Below are 20,155 nucleotides of genomic sequence, written 5' to 3' on the forward strand. Positions count from 1 at the left end.
AGTTACTTTAGCGGAATATGCGTCGTAAAGAACTTTGAGGTGTAACGATATTTTGAAAAACACAAAAGGAGACTCTATTTGCCTTTTGAGTCTCCCTCTAGTAATTAAAGTTCTATTTATTTTCTTCACGAAACATTGTCCATCATTTTTTCTACAAATATGTTTGTATTAACTTATTCGTTTCCTCATGAGGCGCTTGCTCTAAGTCCTCCCATAAAAGCTGTTTGAATGCTTGATAGGCGTTTCGTGCGTCCGAGTACTTGCCTTCCTCAATAAGGTGCTTGATTAACTGTTGTCTATAGCTTTCTTCCATTGGCTCTAGTTCGATTAACCGCTCTAGTATGATTTGTTTACTAGCTATGAAGCTAGCTTGTTTGGCGCTATCTTCTAATAGTGAAATGATTTTTTTCCTAACAGAAAAGCGGTGGCTTGTTGCCCACATATAATCGTCCTGCACTAAATAGTCATCTTTATATATAGCAAGTAGCTTGTTTACATGCTCCTCCGTGTAGTCTGAAAGCTGAAGGATGTTCGTAACATTTAGCAGATCGCTCGTTATTTCAAGGTTAATTTTATACCTTTCGTCGATGTACTGTATCGCGTCTTCAATGCCCTCTGTTTTGAAAACCTTTCTAAGCTGATACATCGTTGTGTGTAATAAATTTTTCGATTTTTCAACAGAATGCGTTGGCCATAGATCCTCTAAAATTTGCTCTTTATGCACCGATTCCATATGGTGGTATAGTAAATAGGCACAAAGCTCCTTCACCTTTTTTGTTCTCCATTTAATCGGCATGTGATGTTTATCGTACAAGATGAAATTCCCGAGAAATTGCGCTTTAAGAAAACGATCGTGCTGTTCGTTATTCGGCGCGCTTATATTTCTTCTTTTCAATATTTTTGCCACTGATTTTTCTAATTTCTCCTTTGTGACAGGCTTCAACAAGTAATCAACGGCGTGCACACCGAACGCTTCAAGGGCATATTGATCATAAGCCGTCACAAACACAATATCGACGTTTTCATCTATCGTCGTCATTCGCTCCGCAGCTCTTATGCCATTTTCACCAGGCATTTCAATATCTAAAAAAAGTAGATCCGGCTTAAGCTCATTCAAGTCAGCGATGGCAGCATCAAAGCTCGTAAACTTCCCAACTATTTCAATGCCGTGAATCGTCTTTATTAAGTTTTCTAGTAAGTTTAATGCCAATATTTCATCATCAATCATCACTACTCTTACCATTTGCCTTCTCCCTCTTTAGGAACAACCTTTTTCGGTAAAACGATCGTCACTGTTGTTCCACTTTGTTCTTTGCTTTCAATCGAAATGCTTGCTTTCGGATATGCTTTTAGTCTTTTTACGATGTTCATTAGCCCTACGCCACTGTTCGCTTGATAGTCTAATCGTTCAATAGCTTCGATTTTTTCCTTACGCATCCCTACACCATTATCGATCACTTGAATAATAATATTTGCTTCATTTTCTTTTATCGTTAATTTTACTCGCCCATTTTCTTTCGTGCTCAGCCCATGACGAATCGCATTTTCTACTAAAGGCTGGATGAGTAAAGGCGGAATGAGGGCACTTATATTGTCATCTCGTTCTATTTCAAAATGAAATTGTTCTGGATATCTCGCTTTTTCTATATTTGCGTATGATTGTACGAGAGTTACTTCTTTTTCAATCGGAATCCATTTGTCCGTATTCATGAAAACAAAGCTTCCTCTTAAAAAATTTGCAAAGTTAGCGATTAAATCTCTCGTTTGCTCAATATCAGTGTAGCTTAATGACATGATCGAGTTTAATACGTTATAAATAAAGTGCGGTTTTATTTGCGCCTGTAAGTAGGCTACTTCCATATTCAGTGACGCTTCTGCTGTTTCCTTCATCACGATTAAGTTGTTCATTCTCGTTTTCAATTCGGCAATGTCTATTGGCTTGTGCAAGAAGTCATTCGCCCCCGATTGAAAGGCAGCGACCATATCATCGGCAAGGAAAGCTGCGGTTAACATGAGAACTGGTAGCTCTGTTAGGCTATAGGTTTCTCTAATTTTTTGACAAACCTCATATCCGCTCATGCCAGGCATCATAATGTCTAGCAATACTAAATCGACATCTGGATGCTCCTCTAGTTGCTTCAATACGTCATTTCCATTATCTACTGCGATAATAAAGTAACCTTCTCGTTTTAACGTTTCCAATAGCACTTTAATGTTCGAGTGGTTGTCGTCGGCAATAATCACTTTTTTATCGTTTGATTCGCCGTATAAGAAAGGACATTTCAGATAAAAATGCTGTGCTGTTGCACGCTCCTCATTTTTCTCGCTACCATCTGTTTTTTGAGGTGCCAACGGTAGTGTGAAGGAAAAGGTCGATCCTACTCCTAGCTTAGATACAACCGAAATTTCTCCTTGCTGAAGCTGCACTAATTCTCTCGTAATACTTAGTCCGAGACCAACACCTATTCCACTATCGGCGTGCCCTATTTGTTCATAATCGTAAAAAATCGTGTCTATTTTGTTTGCAGGTATTCCTATCCCCGTATCTTTGATCGATATGGTAATAGTACCGTTTTCTTCTGTTGCATATATTTGTATTTTCCCGGCATCCGTATACTTAATCGCATTATCTACTAAATTATACAAGATTTGCCGCAGACGTTTTTCATCCGCTAACACGAATGGGATGTCTCTAGGAATCAAGTTTTCTATTTGAACATCCTTGTGTGTAATATAGGAAAAAACTTCGGTTACGATATGCGCATTAGCATACACGTCCACATTTTCAATATTTACATTTAATTCCCGGCGCTTCACTTTAGCTAAATCTAATATGTCATTTACAAGGCTCGATAAGTGCTTCGCTTTCGAGATTACAAAATTAATTTTTTCCTGTTGCTGCAATGTGAGGGGTGCTTTGTCTTCTTTTTGCGTCATCGATTGCAATATCGCAATTATCCCGTGTAAAGGCGTTCTGAATTCATGGGATGTTTTCGCCAAAAACTCATCTTTAAATTTATCCGTTTGTACTAGTTTTTCTGATAACTCCTCATTTTTTCTATAAGTATCTGTGAATCGTTTTGCTATAAATAATGATAGCGTCAGTAAGTATAAAAATGGTAAAACTGGCGGCAACACGTAGATCTTCGTATTACCGATGACATTCAGCGTCGCTACAATAAAGTAGATAAAGAGTGTAAAGGAACCGAGTAATAAATAGAGCGAGCCTGTCGTTTTATTCATGTACGCTTTTATTTGAATATGAAGAACATATAAGTTGATGATTAAGAAATAGATGGAATACACATGCTGCAGCTGTGAGTTAATAGCTGTTGGTAATAGCATCGATGCCGACAATAATACGCCTATTGCAATCAGTGTTTTTACTACTTTTTTATTTGTTAAATCTTTAAACAAATGATGGAAATAAGCTAAAATAAATATACCTATTAAGTTCGATGTGCCTTGTAGCTTTTGAAACAAGCTATAAGGCATTTCTGGAAAATAGTAGTGTAAAAGCTTCTCTCCATGTGTTGCATAGTATAGAACGATCGAAAAACAGAATAACGAAAAGTATAATAAGCTAATATCTTTTCTAAAGTGTAAGTAAAATCCGAAAAAGTATAAGCCTACAATGAAAAAAGTCGCCATCATGATCCAATCATACGTAACAGATTTTTCTCGTAGCTTATACACGCTTTCATCATTTCCGAAGTAAATCGAGCTGACGATTCCTCCGCCAGTTGCATAGTTAAAATTCGCTATGTGAATGAGTAGCTCGATTTCGTTCTCGTCACTATGAAACGTTGCCACATATGGCGTGTTTTTCGGCGCATACGATTTATCCTCTTGCGGTGAACCGCTTTGCCCGATTTTCTCCCCATTAACAAAAATGGCATTCGACATACGGATATTATTCGTTTTTATCCCAAATGATTGTTCATTTTCAGGTAGTTTCACGATGAGTCGATACGTACCACTCGTAAATTTTGTTACGGCTTGTCCATTTATTTCATAGTTAGTCCAAAGAGACGGGACTTTTACATAATGAGGTTCGTCTCTCGTAGCAAAATACTGCGAGTCTACTAATCCTTCTACAAATTCCCACTCACCATCTAGTCTGATAGTTTCCCCTTCCTCGACATGCCATTCCGATAAATCTATTACTCCAAGATTAGCAACCGGTTTCTCTTCCTCCGCTTGACCCGCCTTCAAATAAAAACTAACAAACACGCTAACTATCATCAGCGCACAAACAATCACTATCAATCTTTTTCTATTCATACTAACCTCCGTTCGGTTAATGGGGTAATGGGCTAATGGGGACGGTTCTTGTTTGCCTACATTAAAAGATTATAACAGTATTATTGCGACAAATTCTGAATTTTTTTTATAGTAAATTTTTCTAAGGGGATAATGGATAATGGGGACGTTTCTCATTCGCCAGTCTGATAGTTTTGGATGATTTGGTCAATGTTATGTGCGATTTCTTTCAAGTTACAAGCGATTCTGATCGAGTTACGCGCGATTTCACACGAGTTTGAAGCAATTTGGTAACTAACTGGAAAAACACTTCGATTAGGCTAATGGGGACGGTTCTCGTTCGTCAGTTTGATAGTTTTGGATGATTTGGTCGAAGTTATGTGCGATTTCTTTCAAGTTACAAGCGATTCTGATCGAGTTACGCGCGATTTCACACAAGTTTGAAGCGATTTGGAAGCCAACTGGAAAAACACTTCAATTAGGCTAATGGGGACGGTTCTGTTGTGACCCCTTAAAGTTAGAGTTTTATATTAAGCTACTAATTGGCTGGTGTGGAGGCGGTATTGAACCGGACTCTTCCCAGCTAATTTCTTTTTAATGCGCTTGTGATTATAGTAATCTATATAATCTTCGATTTTTCCTTTTAATTCTTCGTAAGTACACAAAGCCTCTCCGTGATATATTTCTTGCTTTAGTAGACCAAAAAAGTTCTCCATTGGCGAATTATCCAAACAATTACCTTTTCTAGACATACTCTGAAAAACGTTATTTTCTTTAAGGAGTCCCACCCAATTTTTATGTTGATAATGCCAACCTTGATCTGAGTGAAGGGTTGTTCTATACTTTGCATCCTTTATGATTTCAAGGGTTTCTACTAAAGGTTCTAACACAAGTTGAAGATTTGGACGCGTGCTGATTCCAAACGAAAGTATTTCACTATTAAACAAGTCCATAATTGGATTTAAATATAATTTCGCCCCACCTAAACATTTTAATTCTGTGATATCTGTAGTTAGTTTCTGATGGGATACAGTCGTATGAAAACGGCGATTTATACGGTTTGGGGCTACTTTGCCCACAGGACCTTTATAAGAACTATACTTGCGTGATTTTCTACAGAACTTAGTTACTTTAAGTCCTAATTTTTGCATGATGCGTTGAACCTTCTTGTGATTAATTTGGTAACCTTGGTTTCTCAATTCTAGATGAATGCGACGATAACCATAATTCCCGTTGTGCTCATCGAAGATGGATTGGATTAACTCTTCAAGTGCCTGATCTGGGTTGTCTTTCTTCATCACTTTTATATGATAATGGTAAGAGGATTCTGGTATTCCCACTACTTGTAAAACATCTTTTAATTTGAACTCTTCTTTGAGTTCGAATGATAACGCTGCTTGTGCTTTTCGAGATAATCCTCCGGGTTTGCCCGAAAAGCTTGCAACTTTTTTAAATACTCTACCTCCAAACGAAGAAGCTCATTTTCCCTCTCTAACCGTTGCTCGTTTGTAAGTTCTTTTTCATTTATATTTTTCTTGTTTTTGTTCTTAGGTCTATCAGACATGGTACCTCGTCCTCTCGTTCGATCCAGGGCTTCAGCCTTATCTTCACGAAAAGATTTTTTCCATGAAGCAATTAAAGTGGGACTATCTAACCCAAAATGGAGGGCTGTTTGGGTTTCTGAAGTTCCTGTTCTTTTAATAAAGCTTAATACATCTAGCTTAAATTGAACAGAATAAGTTCCCTTATGCCCATTACTTTTTATTCCTTCTTCTCCGAACTTCTCATATATCTTCACCCATCTTTCAACCAATGATTTTGATTTAATATGATGCTTTTTGGCTAGACGCCTGAAGCCTAGAATTCCTTCTTGATATTCTTTAACGACTTTAATCTTTAATTCATCATTATATTTAGGCATAAATAAACACCCCAAAAGTTAGATTTTTCACTCTAACTTTTGGGGTGCACTACATTCTCGTTAGCTTTTTTTGGTAATTACAGGAACGGCTTTCGACTACTTTATATAGTTCAGATTGGTGATGAGAGATATTCTAGCCTTATACATATGAGCGTAGTGAAGGTATTACTGGATCTAGTAATTTTTCAGTTAGTAGCCGTTCGTAAGAAATAGGTTATTCCCAGTAGCATACTTGTATTTTATTATTATCTAAGTCATAAAAATCGAAAAATGTGTTATCACCATCGTCTTTGATTTCTGTTACTTTTATGCCTTTTCCTTGTAGCATTTTATACGTTTTGTTAATATCTCTAGCGAATAAAATAGGGAAAGCTCGATTTGCTTTAGAGGTGATCGTTCCTTCTTCTAGTGTTAAGGGGACATGACTGTTTCCAATTGCTAAAATTCTATAGCCTTCTCCTTGAAAGTCGACTTTAAAGCCTAATGCTTCGTACCAGTTACTCGCGTCCTCGATATTGCTAACTGTTAGACAAATAGTATCTAATCTCTCAAACATTTTACGCACACTCCTTTTTATATTTTCCTTTGAAAACAACGCGATTTCGTTTTCTTAAAGTGCTATTCTATTACGCCTACGAGAGCTGCTGCGACGATGAATATGTACATAAGAAAGCCGAAAATAAAAATCTCTACAAAAGATTTAGTCCCTTTCGATTTATTCTTTAGAATTCTTATTAATAGATTAGATTTTTTTGTGATAATATGTCTTAACTGAAACGAAATCATTGCAATAACAAAGAAAATAAAAAACTGCATTAAGCCCCTCCTTTCTATTGGGTACGGTTCCGAACGAATGAAAATGAACTTAGGTTATTCGATTGTAGGCGTTGATGAGACCTAAGAAAACTTGCATTCACCGGGCGACTCGATGCTATGTATCTGCAGGGCTTTGCTCCTGCAGGAACGAGCGCCGCGTCGAGTTGTATCAACAGATACGAACCTAAGCATAATCCTGGTGGAAGTGAGAGTTAACTCTCTTTGTCCGGTCTCATCAACTTTTTCTATAATAGGTATTTTGAATAGCCGTTCCCTACCGGTTCACGTTTTCCAAAGAATTACATCATCTACTTGATTTTAATATATTTTGATTAGTAATTAAATTGTTTGATGTTCGTGTTCTCTTAAATCCTCTTTTTCTATTTGAACTGTACTGTGCTTAATGTTCAGATTGGTTCTAATATATTCATTGGCTTGTAACAAAATCTCATGATTTTTTTCTGAATAGCTAGGATCGATAATGAGGTGTACAGTTAAGCTATTAATACCAGATGTTATTGTCCAAACATGCAAATCATGTATATTGATAACCCCTTTTATATTCAAAAGTGCATGTTCTATCTCTTTTACATTTATATTCTCAGGAGTACCCTCTAATAATACATGAACGGAATCCTTTAACAATGAAAATGCTGTAAAAGCTATCATAATTGCGATAATAATACTTAAAATAGGATCCGCCATATACCATCCTGTAAAGTATATAATTACTCCAGCAAGTATTGCGACTACGGAGCCTAAAGTATCACTAAGTACGTGCAAATATGCTCCACGCATATTAAGGTTTTCTTTCACATCTCCACGCGTTAAAGCATACATTGCCCCAATGTTAGCTATGAGCCCAACAAATGCAATAAATATCATGCCTTCAGCAATTATTTCTTGAGGGGACATGAACCTGAAAATTGCTTCTCGAAAAATAAAGACAGAAATTACAAGAAGGGCAACACTGTTGAATAATGCTGCTAACACTTCATAGCGATGATTACCATAAGTACGTTTTTGAGTAACTGCTTTGGCAGCAAGAATAATAGCAACTAAACTGATAAGCAAGTTGGAAAAGTCATTAAGCATATGAACCGCATCAGCCAATAGAGCTAAACTTCCTGTCCATAGTCCTCCGATAAACTGAATAATCATCCAGCTTCCTATCATCAGCATTGCGATTATTAAATTTTTTTTATTTTTTTGTCCTGTGTGATGGTGGTGATTGTGGTGATGATGTCCCATTCCCTTCACTCCTTATAATATATGATCATATATTCATATAAATAGTGCAAATAATGTGTTGAAAAATATCTTTACATGTTTTGGCAAACCATCATGTTAATCATGGTTTGAGTGTTCTATTGTTTTTTCGAGGATATCCATTATGTGCTCATCTTCAGGAGAATAGTAAATGGATGTTCCTTCTCTTCTAGATTTAACTAGGCGTAAGTTTTTAAGAAACCTTAGTTGATGAGAAACTGTTGATTGTCCTAATGACAAATGTTCCACAATTTCACCAACTGAACATTCTTTTACCGATAATAAATGTAATATTCTAATACGAGTTGGATCCCCCAGAGCCTTAAAGGTTTGTGAAACGATAAAAAGAGTTTCTTTATCAAGGTCAATATTATTTGCCATGGCATTGTACTCCTTTATATATGAATATATGAATATATGTTCATATTACCATATTATTCTTATTATGTGTAGGTCTAATTTATGAATACGCATATACCCTTAGTGAAACCTACTACTAATAGGGACGGTTCTCACTTGCCAAATTGCTAGATTTACAAGATTTCAGCATAGTTATGTATGATTCAAGTCGAGTTACAGCTTTTGCGGTACCTCTTACTAAGGAACTTTGTTTTCACCTTTCTGTACCTATGTACCGTCACGTAGGCTAAGTTTTACGAGCTTCACTATCGCAATGATGATCGGTAGTCCTGTTCCTAAGAAAACCAGTGGCAAAATGAGGCTAGCAACACCGTCTCCCCAGCCCAATGCGATTACGCTTGCATTGATCATGATAAAAGAAAAAATGACTAGTATTGTGTTTTTTAACATACCCAACATGGAACGAGAAATTTTATAAGCTTCTTCGGCATTTGATTCGGTAATCTCTATAGGGTAGTTGTGCATATGTGGGTATTTCTCAAGTAGGTGCATAGACAAATAGATAACTAGCCCTATAATCGGAAGGATTAGCAGCTCCCATTGCGAGCCGTGACGGGTTACCTCACCAGAAAAATTAAAGTGCGCCGGAACTCGATCAGGTATGTCCCCCCACACGAGAGCAAGAAAGGCTAAACTTCCCAAAAATATGAGCATGCTTAAGAAAGATATTACACGTTCGAAAGTAGATTTCTCTAGTTTTTCAAGAGGAATCTTTGGTCGTTTTGCATTCATATATGCCAATTGCCTCCCTTCTCATTGTAGCCAATAGGCTAATGGGGACGGTTCTCATTTGCCCATTAAATTGGATATTTTGATCTTATTTGCGCCAAAAGGTTGTACAATCTTCCTTATCGATTATATTGAACTCAATTATTTTTTCCAGAAGTGTGAAGTCAACTGGCTTGTTCCATTTAATGCGTATTATCTCTTTCGTGTGATCATAGCCAGCTTGAACAATGTCATCTGAAAAGCGATTAATCGCTACTCTTTCCGGGGCAACAGCCAGGTGCTGTTTCGATACACTAAACCCAATAATAAATGTACCGTGGTCAGTATACATCGGCTGGTTCCAGGCAATTTTCGGTGCTAAGTTAGGGAATTTATCATTTATCCAAGACAATACTTCTTCTGTTCGGGCTCGATGTTCTTCGTTCGTAACACTTTGTAAATAGTCGGCAAACTCTTTCATGTTTTTCCTCCTGTATCATTTATTTATTAGCCACTAAATCGTAATAATTAATAATAACATTGTAGCAATAGTTTTTACTTTTTTATTGTTAATCACTCTAGACATTATATACTCAGTCAGTAAGTCCACCAAAAATATAATCTCATGCTACCGTGCAAACTTATTCATGAAGTATTTTAGACTAAAGAAAATAAGTGAAATGAGCGTCGAGATGATGATTGAATAAGCGATCGCGTATACCAAGCTATGAAAGCTTAAGTAAGAGAATAACAATAGAAAAATGAGTGGTATGCCAAATGCCCTAGATTTAAACAAAGAGGACCAGTTTGCACGACCAGTGCTCGTTTTTTGTATTCTCGAAAAAAGTAGTGGTGCAATAACAATAAAAAGGACTACTAAGGGAACAATTATTTCCAGCAAATCAACAAACTCCTTTCGACTAACGGGGACGGTTCGGTTCGGAACCAGTGAAAAAGTACTTACCCTTTAAGTATAGACTAATAAATATAAGGTTATTTGAATATAGAAGTTGATGAGACCTGTGCAAACTCGCTTTCCGCGGGCGGCTGGTGAGCCTCCTTGATGCTTTGCATCTACGTAGTCTCACCCCTGCCTTTTCTCCCGCAGGAGTCTCGCTTGCTCCGGTCTCATCAACCTTTTCTATAATTAGATATATTGAATATTAATACAATAAAATATCAAGTTTTCTACTTTTTCAGCAGTCTCGGACGGTTCTCATTCGCCAAATTCTCGTTAGTTTTACCGTGTTAAAAAGGCAGGTGCCTAGTTTTCATTAATAATGCTCTATCTTTATATATGTACTATCATTATAACATTTTGGGTAAATATGGAAAAACAACAACTTGCCGTATTTGATACTGTAAGTGTTATGATAGATCTATTATTTAGAAATTAATAGACGAATTTTTTTGTTACAAGGCTCGTTAAATACTTGATGTGTAAAAAAATAAGCGCCGCAACTATACCAAACGTCATCATCTGTAATGCTTCTTCTCCTAAGCCCTCATTGAAGACTGTAATATAAAAGAATACATTTACGACAATGCCGCCTGCAGCATATAAAACGATAGACATAAAGTATTTTGATAGCTTACGATTGAAATTCATTTTTCCTAGGAGTAGGTCTGCAAATATGGAAAAAATGATACCTCCTACTGCGATGATGAAAAAGGAAAATATGAAATATGCGAGAAAATACTCCATTAAGCCACCTAAAGCTGATAGAGCAAATGAAAATAAAAGGGCAGAAACGATTGCTGTTATAACCCTCTCTAACAAATCCATGTAAATTCACCTCTTTTTTATTGTACAAACCATTTAGTTAATGATCATTCCTAGGACGGAGCTTCCTGCTGTTTACTCGCCTTTACGGAGATGGAATCTTCGGTTTTCTTTAATGTTTTCGAGTATACTATCTAGGTCAGCGGGCTTTAAGTTTGTTGTGTTGTAAATGAAGCGCTTATCTACTTGTTTTTCTTGGAATTCTTTCACTAATTCGATACATCTTTCTCCCATTTGATGCTCTTTTATTCTTAAGGCATCTCTTCTTAGGAGTTCATCTGGCTCGACCATTAGTGTGACATAGACGATTTCAGCGTCAGCTACTTTTGACCATACCATTTTAGATAGCCTCTCTACTTCTTCTGGAAAAGCAACATAGTCAATAACCACATTTTTGTTGGCTTTTAAAAAATTGATACTTAAGTCCGCAATATTTTTCCAAGCTAACGTTAGCGATGCTTCACTTTCCCATGGAGGGAGATAGCCGCCAACGACCATACCATAAATGACATCGCCTTCGATATAAGCACTTTCTTCTAGCTGGTGGGCAAGTCTTTTTGCAGTTGTTGATTTGCCAACGCCAGCTGGTCCTGAAATAATATACATTTTCGTCAATATAGCCACCTACTTTACTCAATAAGCTTTCATTACACCGGAAGATCATGTTTAGGGAAAAATATTGTCACGGTTAAATCTCAATTTCCTTTAATATTTTTGCCGGGTTTCCTCCAACTACAACGTTATTTGGGACATCCTTTGTCACGACTGCACCTGATGCAATGACGGCATTGTCTCCTACAGTAACGCCAGGGTTTATGATGGCACTGCCACCTATCCATACATTGTTTCCAAAGGTAATGGGCTTGGCATATTCTTTCCCTGAATTTCGCTCAGTTGGTTGGAGTGGGTGTGTCGCTGTGTAGATTTGCACTCCAGGAGCGAGCATGCAATTATCTCCAAATCGCACTTCACAAACGTCTAAAATTGTACAATCGAAATTTGCATAGAAGTTCTCACCGACATATGTATTGTAGCCATAATCGAACCTGATGTTTGGCTCCATATAGACGTTTTCACCAGTAGCACCTAGTAGCTCTTTTAATAGCTCCACTCGTTTTTCTCCATCTGTTTCTAAAGTTTGGTTATATAATCTCACTAATCTTCTTGCGTTCTCTCGACCCTTAACTAACTCAGGATCAGTAGGGTCATACATCTCTCCAGCTAACATCTTCTCTTTTTCCGTTCTCATCATAAACATCTCCTTTTGGCTAATGGGGACGGTTCTCGTTTGCCTATTCCTCTAATTTTTTTCTTCGGTTTAAATTTAGTTATCAAAATCAACACTGCTTACTGTATGATTTAATGCCGGTCTATGTATACGGTATCATTATCGGGGGTTAAATACTCTTTATTCCCTATGGAGAAGCTGTTTCTTTGTCGATTCATCTCGGCATATTGAACAACCTTCTCTTCATGAAGGAAAACCAATAAATAAATATCATCCCTCATGGAAATGTTGCTACGATCTTTATACTTCACTCCTAGTTTTTCCTCCATGTGCTGTTGAGGTGTGTATGGCTCAAAGAGAAATGCTTTATCCCAATTAAAATCTGTAATAGCTGCAATTTTAATGACATCATTTTCATCATTTTCGACAATAGAATAAATGGCTTTTTCTAAGTCCTTGTTTTGTTGAGAAGTTGTTTGGCTATAAACTATTAGTGCGAATGAAAGTACAACAAGGCCGAACACAATTACTTTTTTCACATTGTCTTCCTCCTAAGGTTGGTAGGCTAAAACAGCTAATGGGGACGGTTCTTGTTTGCCTTTGACCAAAAATTTCTTAGGACTGAAAAATATATTTTTCTAGAAAGTGAATTGGAATGAGCATAAAAAGTGATATTAAAACAGAAAAAAATACTGGTGATAACAAGTTGTTTATTATTAAAAGCATAAAAAGTGCAGTTGGTAAAACAAATAAGTAGTTTCCTATAGAGTTTTTTGATTCCCTATGCTTAACTATCAACTCAATCATAATAATTTGAAAAACAATAATATAGATTCCATAAATGACATAACTGCCATCCCAAAGTTTAAAGAGCCATAATAAAAAGGCTAGAGTAAATGTAAAAATGATATATAATATTAGATATATTTTTTTACTATCTTTTTGAAATAGATTTAACATCCAACAATCACCCTTTCATCCTCTAGGCTAATGGGGACGGTTCTCATTTGCCTGCCACCGTTTCCTTTTGCCTCATTTCATTCATTCTCTGCTCGCCCAATATGAAAGCTCTAAACTAGATTCATACAGTTAAAGTTATAACTACTAAACGCTATTATCCTTTTGAGGTACAAGGATGGTTCTTTGCATTGGCACTCCACCGATGTTAATCGTCCGTTCGGTAAAGAAATAGTGTTTGTTATCAATGATAAATCTACGATTGCCAACAAGTTCAACAACTTTACCTTGCTCAGCAAGTTTTTTCACAATCGCTTGGGAATGTTCAGTAACATCGGTATATCGCTCGTCAAAATCGATGATGATTTGATGCTTTTTATATCCGAGTAGGTAATTCAAGAGAATGCCAAGAGATACAATGATGCAAATAGTGATGATTATATACAAATGCCCACCTCCACTTTTTTCTGAAAAAGCCTTTCTTTACATATACGGGTTAAACTTTTTATCGTTTCGGCTAATGGGGACGGTTCTCGTTTGCCTGCCACCGTTTCCTTTTGCCTCATTTCATTCATTCTCTGCTCGCCCAATATGAAAGCTCTAAACTAGATTCATACAGTTAAAGTTATAACTAATAAACGCTATTATCCTTTTGAGGTACAAGGATGGTTCTTTGCATTGGCACTCCACCGATGTTAATCGTCCGTTCGGTAAAGAAATAGTGTTTGTTATCAATGATAAATCTACGATTGCCAACAAGTTCAACAACTTTACCTTGCTCAGCAAGTTTTTTCACAATCGCTTGGGAATGTTCAGTAACATCGGTATATCGCTCGTCAAAATCGATGATGATTTGATGCTTATTATATCCGAGTAGGTAATTCAAGAGAATGCCAAGAGATACAATGATGCAAATAGTGATGATTATATACAAATGCCCACCTCCTACTTTTTTTCTAGAAAAAGCCTTTCTTTACATATACGGGTTTAAAGTTTCTATAGTTTCATAGTTGCTATTATATGAAAATATATATTCACTCAAAGTTTCTCTAGTAGTGTCCGTTTGCTTTTGTTGACGTTTCCCAGACAAAGTTAAGGCTAATGGGGACGGTTCTTCTTTGCCAATATAAAATTTTTCTAATATGGACTACTAATAGGGACGGTTCTGTTGTGACCCCTTAAAGTTAGAGTTTTATATTAAGCTACTAATTGGCTGGTGTGGAGGCGGTATTGAACCGGACTCTTCCCAGCTAATTTCTTTTTAATGCGCTTGTGATTATAGTAATCTATATAATCTTCGATTTTTCCTTTTAATTCTTCGTAAGTACACAAAGCCTCTCCGTGATATATTTCTTGCTTTAGTAGACCAAAAAAGTTCTCCATTGGCGAATTATCCAAACAATTACCTTTTCTAGACATACTCTGAAAAACGTTATTTTCTTTAAGGAGTCCCACCCAATTTTTATGTTGATAATGCCAACCTTGATCTGAGTGAAGGGTTGTTCTATACTTTGCATCCTTTATGATTTCAAGGGTTTCTACTAAAGGTTCTAACACAAGTTGAAGATTTGGACGCGTGCTGATTCCAAACGAAAGTATTTCACTATTAAACAAGTCCATAATTGGATTTAAATATAATTTCGCCCCACCTAAACATTTTAATTCTGTGATATCTGTAGTTAGTTTCTGATGGGATACAGTCGTATGAAAACGGCGATTTATACGGTTTGGGGCTACTTTGCCCACAGGACCTTTATAAGAACTATACTTGCGTGATTTTCTACAGAACTTAGTTACTTTAAGTCCTAATTTTTGCATGATGCGTTGAACCTTCTTGTGATTAATTTGGTAACCTTGGTTTCTCAATTCTAGATGAATGCGACGATAACCATAATTCCCGTTGTGCTCATCGAAGATGGATTGGATTAACTCTTCAAGTGCCTGATCTGGGTTGTCTTTCTTCATCACTTTTATATGATAATGGTAAGAGGATTCTGGTATTCCCACTACTTGTAAAACATCTTTTAATTTGAACTCTTCTTTGAGTTCGAATGATAACGCTGCTTGTGCTTTTCGAGATAATCCTCCGGGTTTGCCCGAAAAGCTTGCAACTTTTTTAAATACTCTACCTCCAAACGAAGAAGCTCATTTTCCCTCTCTAACCGTTGCTCGTTTGTAAGTTCTTTTTCATTTATATTTTTCTTGTTTTTGTTCTTAGGTCTATCAGACATGGTACCTCGTCCTCTCGTTCGATCCAGGGCTTCAGCCTTATCTTCACGAAAAGATTTTTTCCATGAAGCAATTAAAGTGGGACTATCTAACCCAAAATGGAGGGCTGTTTGGGTTTCTGAAGTTCCTGTTCTTTTAATAAAGCTTAATACATCTAGCTTAAATTGAACAGAATAAGTTCCCTTATGCCCATTACTTTTTATTCCTTCTTCTCCGAACTTCTCATATATCTTCACCCATCTTTCAACCAATGATTTTGATTTAATATGATGCTTTTTGGCTAGACGCCTGAAGCCTAGAATTCCTTCTTGATATTCTTTAACGACTTTAATCTTTAATTCATCATTATATTTAGGCATAAATAAACACCCCAAAAGTTAGATTTTTCACTCTAACTTTTGGGGTGCACTACATTCTCTCTCGCCAAACATTGACTGCAAAACGGAACAATTCTATTTGCCAAATCACAGAAGGTATATGGTCGGCTAACTAGGTCCGTCCCCGTTAGCCAAAATCACAGACGCACGTTTGGCTAACAAGAACCGTCCCCGTTAGCCATTTGCTGTATGGTTGGTTTTTAGGGTGATGTTTAGTTTTTCTGAGACTAGGAACATGATGACGACAAAGGTGGCGATCATGAATGGAAAGATGCCTATTGTTAATTGTGCTGCTACGAACCCTAGTAATGGTGGGAGAAATGTGCTCCCTGTGTAGGCAACTGCCATTTGATATCCCATAATTGTTTGTGAATGTTCTTTTCCAAAGCGTGCTGGTGTCTCATGTAGCATGCATGGAAAAATAGGTGCAAATCCTAACCCTATTAGGACAAAGCTAATAAGGGTAAATGTATCTGGTAAAGGTAATAAGAGAAATGCGGTTCCTACTAATGCGATGATTTGTCCCATTCGAATGAGTGAGCGATTGCTCATTTTTAGCGTGATGAAGCCTGTTAGGAATCTGCCGACTGTGATTCCCCCGTAGTATAAGGAAACCCATGCTGCCGCTAGCTCTACTGACAAACTTTTTATATTGACTAAAAAGCTACTACCCCAAAGGCCTACTGCGGCTTCTGCTCCACAGTAAAACAAGAAAGGTATTAAAGCTAGTTTAACTCCTCTTATTTGTAACGGCTTTTCGTTTTTAGTGCTTGATTCATGTTGATCACTTAATTCTTGACTAGCATTTCCTGCGTTGTTTTCTCCAATTCGCTTCCATAATGGCAAGCTCAAGAAAAGAATGATGACTAAGACAAACTGAATAGCAGCGATAGCAAGAAAGCCGTTTCTCCAAGCGCCATCAACCATAAAGTAAGCCATGATAACTGGGCCGAGAGTAGCTCCAATGCCCCAAAAGCAATGAAGCCAACTCATGTGATGTGCTTTGTAGTGCGTAGCGACGTAATTATTTAGTGCTGCATCAACTGCTCCAGCCCCTAACCCGAGTGGAACAGCTAAAACGAATAACCAAACGAGGGTCGGCGCAATGTGAAAACCAGCTAGTGCTCCTGCGGTCATCAGGCAACTTACCGCTGTGACGCTGCCCGTTCCGAAACGTTTAATGACTGCCCCGCTAGCAAGGCTGGAAATGATCGTTCCTCCAGCAACTGTCATGAATAACAATCCTGCGGCTTCCAGTGGTGCGCCAAACTCTGGTTGCATCAATGTCCATGAAACTCCTATTAACGAATCTGGTAACCCGAGGCTAATAAATGCCAAGTATATAATAATTAGTAGAAATGTTGCCATGTATGTTTCCTCCAAGTAGGTTAAGAGGGACGGTTCTCATTTGCCAACCTTAGTTAAATCGTAATTTCGCAAACGGGAACCGTCCATATTGTCTAGTTATCAATTTTATTTTTTATGTAGTCCACTTTCTCCTCAAGTCTTTCTAGTCTTTTTCTATTTTCAATACTGCTTCTTATAATTGTGATGATTAGTAAAATGATTCCTAACCATGCCGCGATGGCGATGAATTGATAAATTACATTGAATACGTTAATATCCTCAAACATCTTTTCACCTCTAATTTAATAAATGTAAAATGCAAATGAGAACCGTCCCCGTTTGCTGTTAATGATAGACCCTCCTAGGTTCAATTCTCGTTTTTTCCTCAACAGTTTAATAGTACTAATAGTTTGCTTTTCTTTTCCATAACGCTAAAGTGTAATGATTTATACAAGTGATGACAGGAATAAAAAATGCAAAAATTAAAATACCTAAACTAGCAAATAGGCCTCCTGTTCCTTTCACATGAAAGACTTTGGAATAAACAATCGTTGCTCCACACAGTAAGATGACATTGATACAAAATGCCAAAAATAATGCCGACCACTTATTCTCCTTCTTCTTATAAAACCATATTGAAGAGGCTGTCGATATGAGAAAAGTCGTGATGATAAAAAAATATATAGATAAATTCAACACATTCCCCTCCTAGGTCTGAACGGCAAATGGGGACGGTTCTCGTTTGCCAATTACTCGCGCTTTTTACTATCAAGAACCGTCCTTGTTAGTCGTTTTGCTTTCCTTTTCTTTCGTTAATAATGCGATTATTTTTTCATTTTGATCGATTTGCTGCTCTAGGCGGTATTGAATGATTTTAATTCTGTCGTATGCTAGGAAAACTAGGACAACAAGAGCGATAAAGGCTATGAATAAAAAAGTAAAGATGCTTTCGCCCATTCATAAACACCTCCCTTTTTTGTTCAATATTACTTTTAAAAATGGTTGTAAAGAGACAAGAGAATAAAAAACAAAAAGGTAACTCCTAATAAAGATATGACAACATATTTTCCTAATATATTTTTCCCATGATCGATTTCCTTTGAAAGGGTTTTGTTGTTATAGGCTTCTTCAATGTCGGGTTTGTTTTTTTCGTTTTATAGTAACCGACGAGAATACGCAATAATGTGTAGATAGTAAATGAAATTACCGTTAATGCAACTGCTTGTATTAATACCATTCACACCCCTCCATCGAACTGGCAAATAGGGACGGTTCTTGTTTGCCAATTACTTATTCTCATTTTACTAACGAGATCCGTCCCCGTTTGCCCGTTTGCCTCTTTTTAGGATTATATTTAAATTTACTAGCGAATAAAGGGAATATCACTTAATTACTATCGTCGAGTACTCTTTTGCGTATAATGAGCATTCCAGTTACGATAAAAGCCGATATACCTAAGATAATGATTGGTATGATAATGATATGCTGGATGATGAAGCCTATTAAAAAGCATGTTGTTATAAATAAGCCAAAGATTGCGAAAAATTTAGTATAGATGACGGCCCCTTCAGAAAATTCTGGTTTTTCCTTGTACATCCAACGTGTTCCAAATAACATCATCTCTTCTGGGTACAAATAACTGAGAATTAAAAGGATATATATAGGGATTGATATAATAACCGTAAAAATGATCTCTGCCATCCCGATTCACTCCCATTAGCGTGATTTTTCATCAAGAATGATATGCACTTTCAACAACATCATAGTTTCGAAAAAGTGCTGTTATTAGAGAAATGATTTCTTCAGCATTTTCATGCGCGCTTTTTCTTCGTCTTTATTGATGTATTCGAAAAAACCTAGCTGGTTTCCCCATGGGTCAGTGAATGTCCCCCATTTTACAGGAACCTCCGTTCTTGAAAAGATCTCAAATTTATCAATGTTTAACTGTTGTACGAGGCGGTCTCTTTCAGCCTCAATATTGGTTATTCCAAATCGTAATGGACCACTCACTTCAGATGGTAGGCCTTCGGCAACTTGTAGCCAGCAGCCGGGTACAATTTCCCATTCAGCAAAACCTTCGTGAGGAATAAAGTCAGGTTTTCTATTAAACAAGGTTTCGTACCACTTTAGTCCTTCTTCTATTTCTTTTACTCTTATTTGATTTGTCATTTCGATTATCACCAAGATCGCCCCCACCTTAAATCTTTAAATCTATCACCGAAACTAGCAACACCGATTAGAGAATTTCAAAAATTCGTTTCCAACATACCTTCTTTTTTATAAAGCTCGAACAATTCGTTCAGGTGCTTATTTGCTTTATCTTCCCATTCTTTTACTTCCTCTTCCGTTTCCGAGTCATTAATATCACCGAATTTATAATAAATATATTTCCCCAAATACGCTGATATCGTTTGCGTCTTGTCTTCCCAAATTTCATAGTATTCTTCTGTCGATAACCCTAAAATGGCTGCTTGTTGTTCATAAAATTCTGTGGACGGTAACATTTCATATCTTTCCTGAGGCGTGGAGCCTGGATATATCCCTTGTTTCGCTTCATCTAATTCTTCCTCTGTAACCGTCATTCCCATGCTTTTTGCTTCTTCTGCAACCACTTTTAGTTTCAAATGAGAAAGAATGATCTCCTCTGCATTTTCTTCAAGTGATGTGTATAAAAGTAAATCCTCGACTTTAATCTCATTTCCGTTAAGAATCGCCACTGTTTCATCCTTTTCGAACGTTCTCTCGGAACAAGCTACTAAAAGAAAAGCTACTATTAGGACGAAAAAGCGGATGATACGTGTTCGCATTGGGAATCCTCCTTTGGTTAATAAAGGCTA

Annotated in this window: 24 protein-coding genes and 2 pseudogenes; all 26 read right to left on the reverse strand. The window is 37.0% G+C overall.

Features of this window, described 5'->3' with window-relative positions; genetic code table 11:
• Positions 1-151: 151 nt before the first annotated feature.
• Complete coding sequence (locus BCELL_RS19730; RefSeq protein WP_013490557.1) at positions 152-1,243, reverse strand: response regulator; 1,092 nt, start codon at positions 1,241-1,243, stop codon at positions 152-154.
• A complete protein-coding gene (locus BCELL_RS19735) occupies positions 1,237-4,284 on the reverse strand; it encodes a hybrid sensor histidine kinase/response regulator (protein WP_013490558.1) in 3,048 nt (1,015 codons plus the stop codon). Before BCELL_RS19735 ends, BCELL_RS19730 begins: the two co-directional genes overlap by 7 nt.
• A 509-nt stretch (positions 4,285-4,793) precedes the next feature.
• Positions 4,794-5,657, reverse strand: a pseudogene (locus BCELL_RS19740) (IS3 family transposase); the annotation flags it as partial.
• Positions 5,621-6,184: a helix-turn-helix domain-containing protein gene (locus tag BCELL_RS19745; protein WP_013487640.1), complete on the reverse strand. Its 564-nt coding sequence runs from the start codon at positions 6,182-6,184 to the stop codon at positions 5,621-5,623. The gene BCELL_RS19745 and the pseudogene BCELL_RS19740, both read right to left, overlap by 37 nt.
• Before the next feature lie 214 nt (positions 6,185-6,398).
• Positions 6,399-6,740 carry a VOC family protein gene (locus BCELL_RS19750; protein ID WP_013490559.1) on the reverse strand — a complete coding sequence of 114 codons (342 nt, stop codon included), beginning with the start codon at positions 6,738-6,740 and terminating at the stop codon, positions 6,399-6,401.
• Between the two features lie 62 nt (positions 6,741-6,802).
• Complete coding sequence (locus tag BCELL_RS19755; protein ID WP_013490560.1) at positions 6,803-7,000, reverse strand: hypothetical protein; 198 nt, start codon at positions 6,998-7,000, stop codon at positions 6,803-6,805.
• A gap of 339 nt (positions 7,001-7,339) precedes the next feature.
• Positions 7,340-8,251, reverse strand: coding sequence for a cation diffusion facilitator family transporter (locus tag BCELL_RS19760; protein ID WP_013490561.1), 912 nt, complete (start codon positions 8,249-8,251; stop codon positions 7,340-7,342).
• Positions 8,252-8,347: 96 nt separating this feature from the next.
• Positions 8,348-8,650 carry an ArsR/SmtB family transcription factor gene (locus BCELL_RS19765; protein WP_013490562.1) on the reverse strand — a complete coding sequence of 101 codons (303 nt, stop codon included), beginning with the start codon at positions 8,648-8,650 and terminating at the stop codon, positions 8,348-8,350.
• 246 nt (positions 8,651-8,896) lie between these two features.
• The gene (locus tag BCELL_RS19770; protein WP_013490563.1) at positions 8,897-9,421 is read right to left on the reverse strand and encodes a DUF1648 domain-containing protein; all 525 of its coding nucleotides are present in this window, start codon (positions 9,419-9,421) and stop codon (positions 8,897-8,899) included.
• An 85-nt stretch (positions 9,422-9,506) separates the two neighbouring features.
• Positions 9,507-9,878 (reverse strand): iron chaperone, encoded by a 372-nt coding sequence (locus BCELL_RS19775; RefSeq protein ID WP_013490564.1) that lies wholly within the window; start codon positions 9,876-9,878, stop codon positions 9,507-9,509.
• A gap of 912 nt (positions 9,879-10,790) precedes the next feature.
• Positions 10,791-11,183 (reverse strand): hypothetical protein, encoded by a 393-nt coding sequence (locus BCELL_RS19780; protein WP_013490565.1) that lies wholly within the window; start codon positions 11,181-11,183, stop codon positions 10,791-10,793.
• Positions 11,184-11,255: 72 nt separating this feature from the next.
• A complete protein-coding gene (locus BCELL_RS19785) occupies positions 11,256-11,786 on the reverse strand; it encodes an AAA family ATPase (protein ID WP_041809220.1) in 531 nt (176 codons plus the stop codon).
• 82 nt (positions 11,787-11,868) lie between these two features.
• Complete coding sequence (locus BCELL_RS19790) at positions 11,869-12,429, reverse strand: sugar O-acetyltransferase (protein WP_013490567.1); 561 nt, start codon at positions 12,427-12,429, stop codon at positions 11,869-11,871.
• A gap of 110 nt (positions 12,430-12,539) precedes the next feature.
• Entirely contained in the window at positions 12,540-12,947 is a 408-nt protein-coding gene (locus BCELL_RS19795) for a hypothetical protein (protein ID WP_013490568.1), read from the reverse strand.
• A gap of 565 nt (positions 12,948-13,512) precedes the next feature.
• On the reverse strand, positions 13,513-13,812 hold the full coding sequence (locus BCELL_RS19805; RefSeq protein ID WP_013490570.1) for a hypothetical protein: 300 nt from the start codon (positions 13,810-13,812) through the stop codon (positions 13,513-13,515).
• A 184-nt stretch (positions 13,813-13,996) separates the two neighbouring features.
• Positions 13,997-14,299, reverse strand: a complete 303-nt coding sequence (locus tag BCELL_RS19810; protein WP_013490571.1) for a hypothetical protein — start codon at positions 14,297-14,299, stop codon at positions 13,997-13,999.
• A 263-nt stretch (positions 14,300-14,562) separates the two neighbouring features.
• Positions 14,563-15,426 (reverse strand): annotated as a pseudogene (locus BCELL_RS19815) (IS3 family transposase); the annotation flags it as partial.
• Positions 15,390-15,953: a helix-turn-helix domain-containing protein gene (locus BCELL_RS19820; protein ID WP_013487640.1), complete on the reverse strand. Its 564-nt coding sequence runs from the start codon at positions 15,951-15,953 to the stop codon at positions 15,390-15,392. The pseudogene BCELL_RS19815 and the gene BCELL_RS19820, both read right to left, overlap by 37 nt.
• Before the next feature lie 192 nt (positions 15,954-16,145).
• Complete coding sequence (locus BCELL_RS19825; protein ID WP_013490572.1) at positions 16,146-17,339, reverse strand: MFS transporter; 1,194 nt, start codon at positions 17,337-17,339, stop codon at positions 16,146-16,148.
• 92 nt (positions 17,340-17,431) lie between these two features.
• A complete protein-coding gene (locus BCELL_RS22755) occupies positions 17,432-17,605 on the reverse strand; it encodes a hypothetical protein (protein ID WP_013490573.1) in 174 nt (57 codons plus the stop codon).
• A gap of 115 nt (positions 17,606-17,720) precedes the next feature.
• Positions 17,721-18,014: a hypothetical protein gene (locus BCELL_RS19830; protein WP_041808442.1), complete on the reverse strand. Its 294-nt coding sequence runs from the start codon at positions 18,012-18,014 to the stop codon at positions 17,721-17,723.
• Between the two features lie 72 nt (positions 18,015-18,086).
• Positions 18,087-18,275, reverse strand: a complete 189-nt coding sequence (locus BCELL_RS19835) for a hypothetical protein (RefSeq protein WP_013490575.1) — start codon at positions 18,273-18,275, stop codon at positions 18,087-18,089.
• 112 nt (positions 18,276-18,387) lie between these two features.
• A complete protein-coding gene (locus BCELL_RS22760) occupies positions 18,388-18,555 on the reverse strand; it encodes a hypothetical protein (protein ID WP_013490576.1) in 168 nt (55 codons plus the stop codon).
• A gap of 149 nt (positions 18,556-18,704) precedes the next feature.
• Positions 18,705-19,019 (reverse strand): DUF6199 family natural product biosynthesis protein, encoded by a 315-nt coding sequence (locus BCELL_RS22960; RefSeq protein WP_013490577.1) that lies wholly within the window; start codon positions 19,017-19,019, stop codon positions 18,705-18,707.
• Positions 19,020-19,103: 84 nt separating this feature from the next.
• Entirely contained in the window at positions 19,104-19,499 is a 396-nt protein-coding gene (locus BCELL_RS19845) for a VOC family protein (RefSeq protein WP_041808445.1), read from the reverse strand.
• Positions 19,500-19,564: 65 nt separating this feature from the next.
• Positions 19,565-20,125, reverse strand: a complete 561-nt coding sequence (locus BCELL_RS19850; RefSeq protein WP_013490579.1) for a hypothetical protein — start codon at positions 20,123-20,125, stop codon at positions 19,565-19,567.
• Positions 20,126-20,155 lie beyond the last annotated feature (30 nt).

Source organism: Evansella cellulosilytica DSM 2522 (assembly GCF_000177235.2).
Taxonomy (GTDB): Bacteria; Bacillota; Bacilli; order Bacillales; family Salisediminibacteriaceae; genus Evansella; species Evansella cellulosilytica.

What these genes read in the sequence shown, in the direction of transcription:
- BCELL_RS19730 (WP_013490557.1), bottom strand. Translation starts at nt 1,243, where the DNA reads ATGGTAAGAGTAGTGATGATTGATGATGAAATATTGGCATTAAACTTA.
- BCELL_RS19735 (WP_013490558.1), bottom strand. Translation starts at nt 4,284, where the DNA reads ATGAATAGAAAAAGATTGATAGTGATTGTTTGTGCGCTGATGATAGTT.
- BCELL_RS19745 (WP_013487640.1), bottom strand. Translation starts at nt 6,184, where the DNA reads ATGCCTAAATATAATGATGAATTAAAGATTAAAGTCGTTAAAGAATAT.
- BCELL_RS19750 (WP_013490559.1), bottom strand. Translation starts at nt 6,740, where the DNA reads ATGTTTGAGAGATTAGATACTATTTGTCTAACAGTTAGCAATATCGAG.
- BCELL_RS19755 (WP_013490560.1), bottom strand. Translation starts at nt 7,000, where the DNA reads ATGCAGTTTTTTATTTTCTTTGTTATTGCAATGATTTCGTTTCAGTTA.
- BCELL_RS19760 (WP_013490561.1), bottom strand. Translation starts at nt 8,251, where the DNA reads ATGGGACATCATCACCACAATCACCACCATCACACAGGACAAAAAAAT.
- BCELL_RS19765 (WP_013490562.1), bottom strand. Translation starts at nt 8,650, where the DNA reads ATGGCAAATAATATTGACCTTGATAAAGAAACTCTTTTTATCGTTTCA.
- BCELL_RS19770 (WP_013490563.1), bottom strand. Translation starts at nt 9,421, where the DNA reads ATGAATGCAAAACGACCAAAGATTCCTCTTGAAAAACTAGAGAAATCT.
- BCELL_RS19775 (WP_013490564.1), bottom strand. Translation starts at nt 9,878, where the DNA reads ATGAAAGAGTTTGCCGACTATTTACAAAGTGTTACGAACGAAGAACAT.
- BCELL_RS19780 (WP_013490565.1), bottom strand. Translation starts at nt 11,183, where the DNA reads ATGGATTTGTTAGAGAGGGTTATAACAGCAATCGTTTCTGCCCTTTTA.
- BCELL_RS19785 (WP_041809220.1), bottom strand. Translation starts at nt 11,786, where the DNA reads ATGTATATTATTTCAGGACCAGCTGGCGTTGGCAAATCAACAACTGCA.
- BCELL_RS19790 (WP_013490567.1), bottom strand. Translation starts at nt 12,429, where the DNA reads ATGAGAACGGAAAAAGAGAAGATGTTAGCTGGAGAGATGTATGACCCT.
- BCELL_RS19820 (WP_013487640.1), bottom strand. Translation starts at nt 15,953, where the DNA reads ATGCCTAAATATAATGATGAATTAAAGATTAAAGTCGTTAAAGAATAT.
- BCELL_RS19825 (WP_013490572.1), bottom strand. Translation starts at nt 17,339, where the DNA reads ATGGCAACATTTCTACTAATTATTATATACTTGGCATTTATTAGCCTC.
- BCELL_RS22755 (WP_013490573.1), bottom strand. Translation starts at nt 17,605, where the DNA reads ATGTTTGAGGATATTAACGTATTCAATGTAATTTATCAATTCATCGCC.
- BCELL_RS19835 (WP_013490575.1), bottom strand. Translation starts at nt 18,275, where the DNA reads ATGGGCGAAAGCATCTTTACTTTTTTATTCATAGCCTTTATCGCTCTT.
- BCELL_RS22760 (WP_013490576.1), bottom strand. Translation starts at nt 18,555, where the DNA reads ATGGTATTAATACAAGCAGTTGCATTAACGGTAATTTCATTTACTATC.
- BCELL_RS22960 (WP_013490577.1), bottom strand. Translation starts at nt 19,019, where the DNA reads ATGGCAGAGATCATTTTTACGGTTATTATATCAATCCCTATATATATC.
- BCELL_RS19850 (WP_013490579.1), bottom strand. Translation starts at nt 20,125, where the DNA reads ATGCGAACACGTATCATCCGCTTTTTCGTCCTAATAGTAGCTTTTCTT.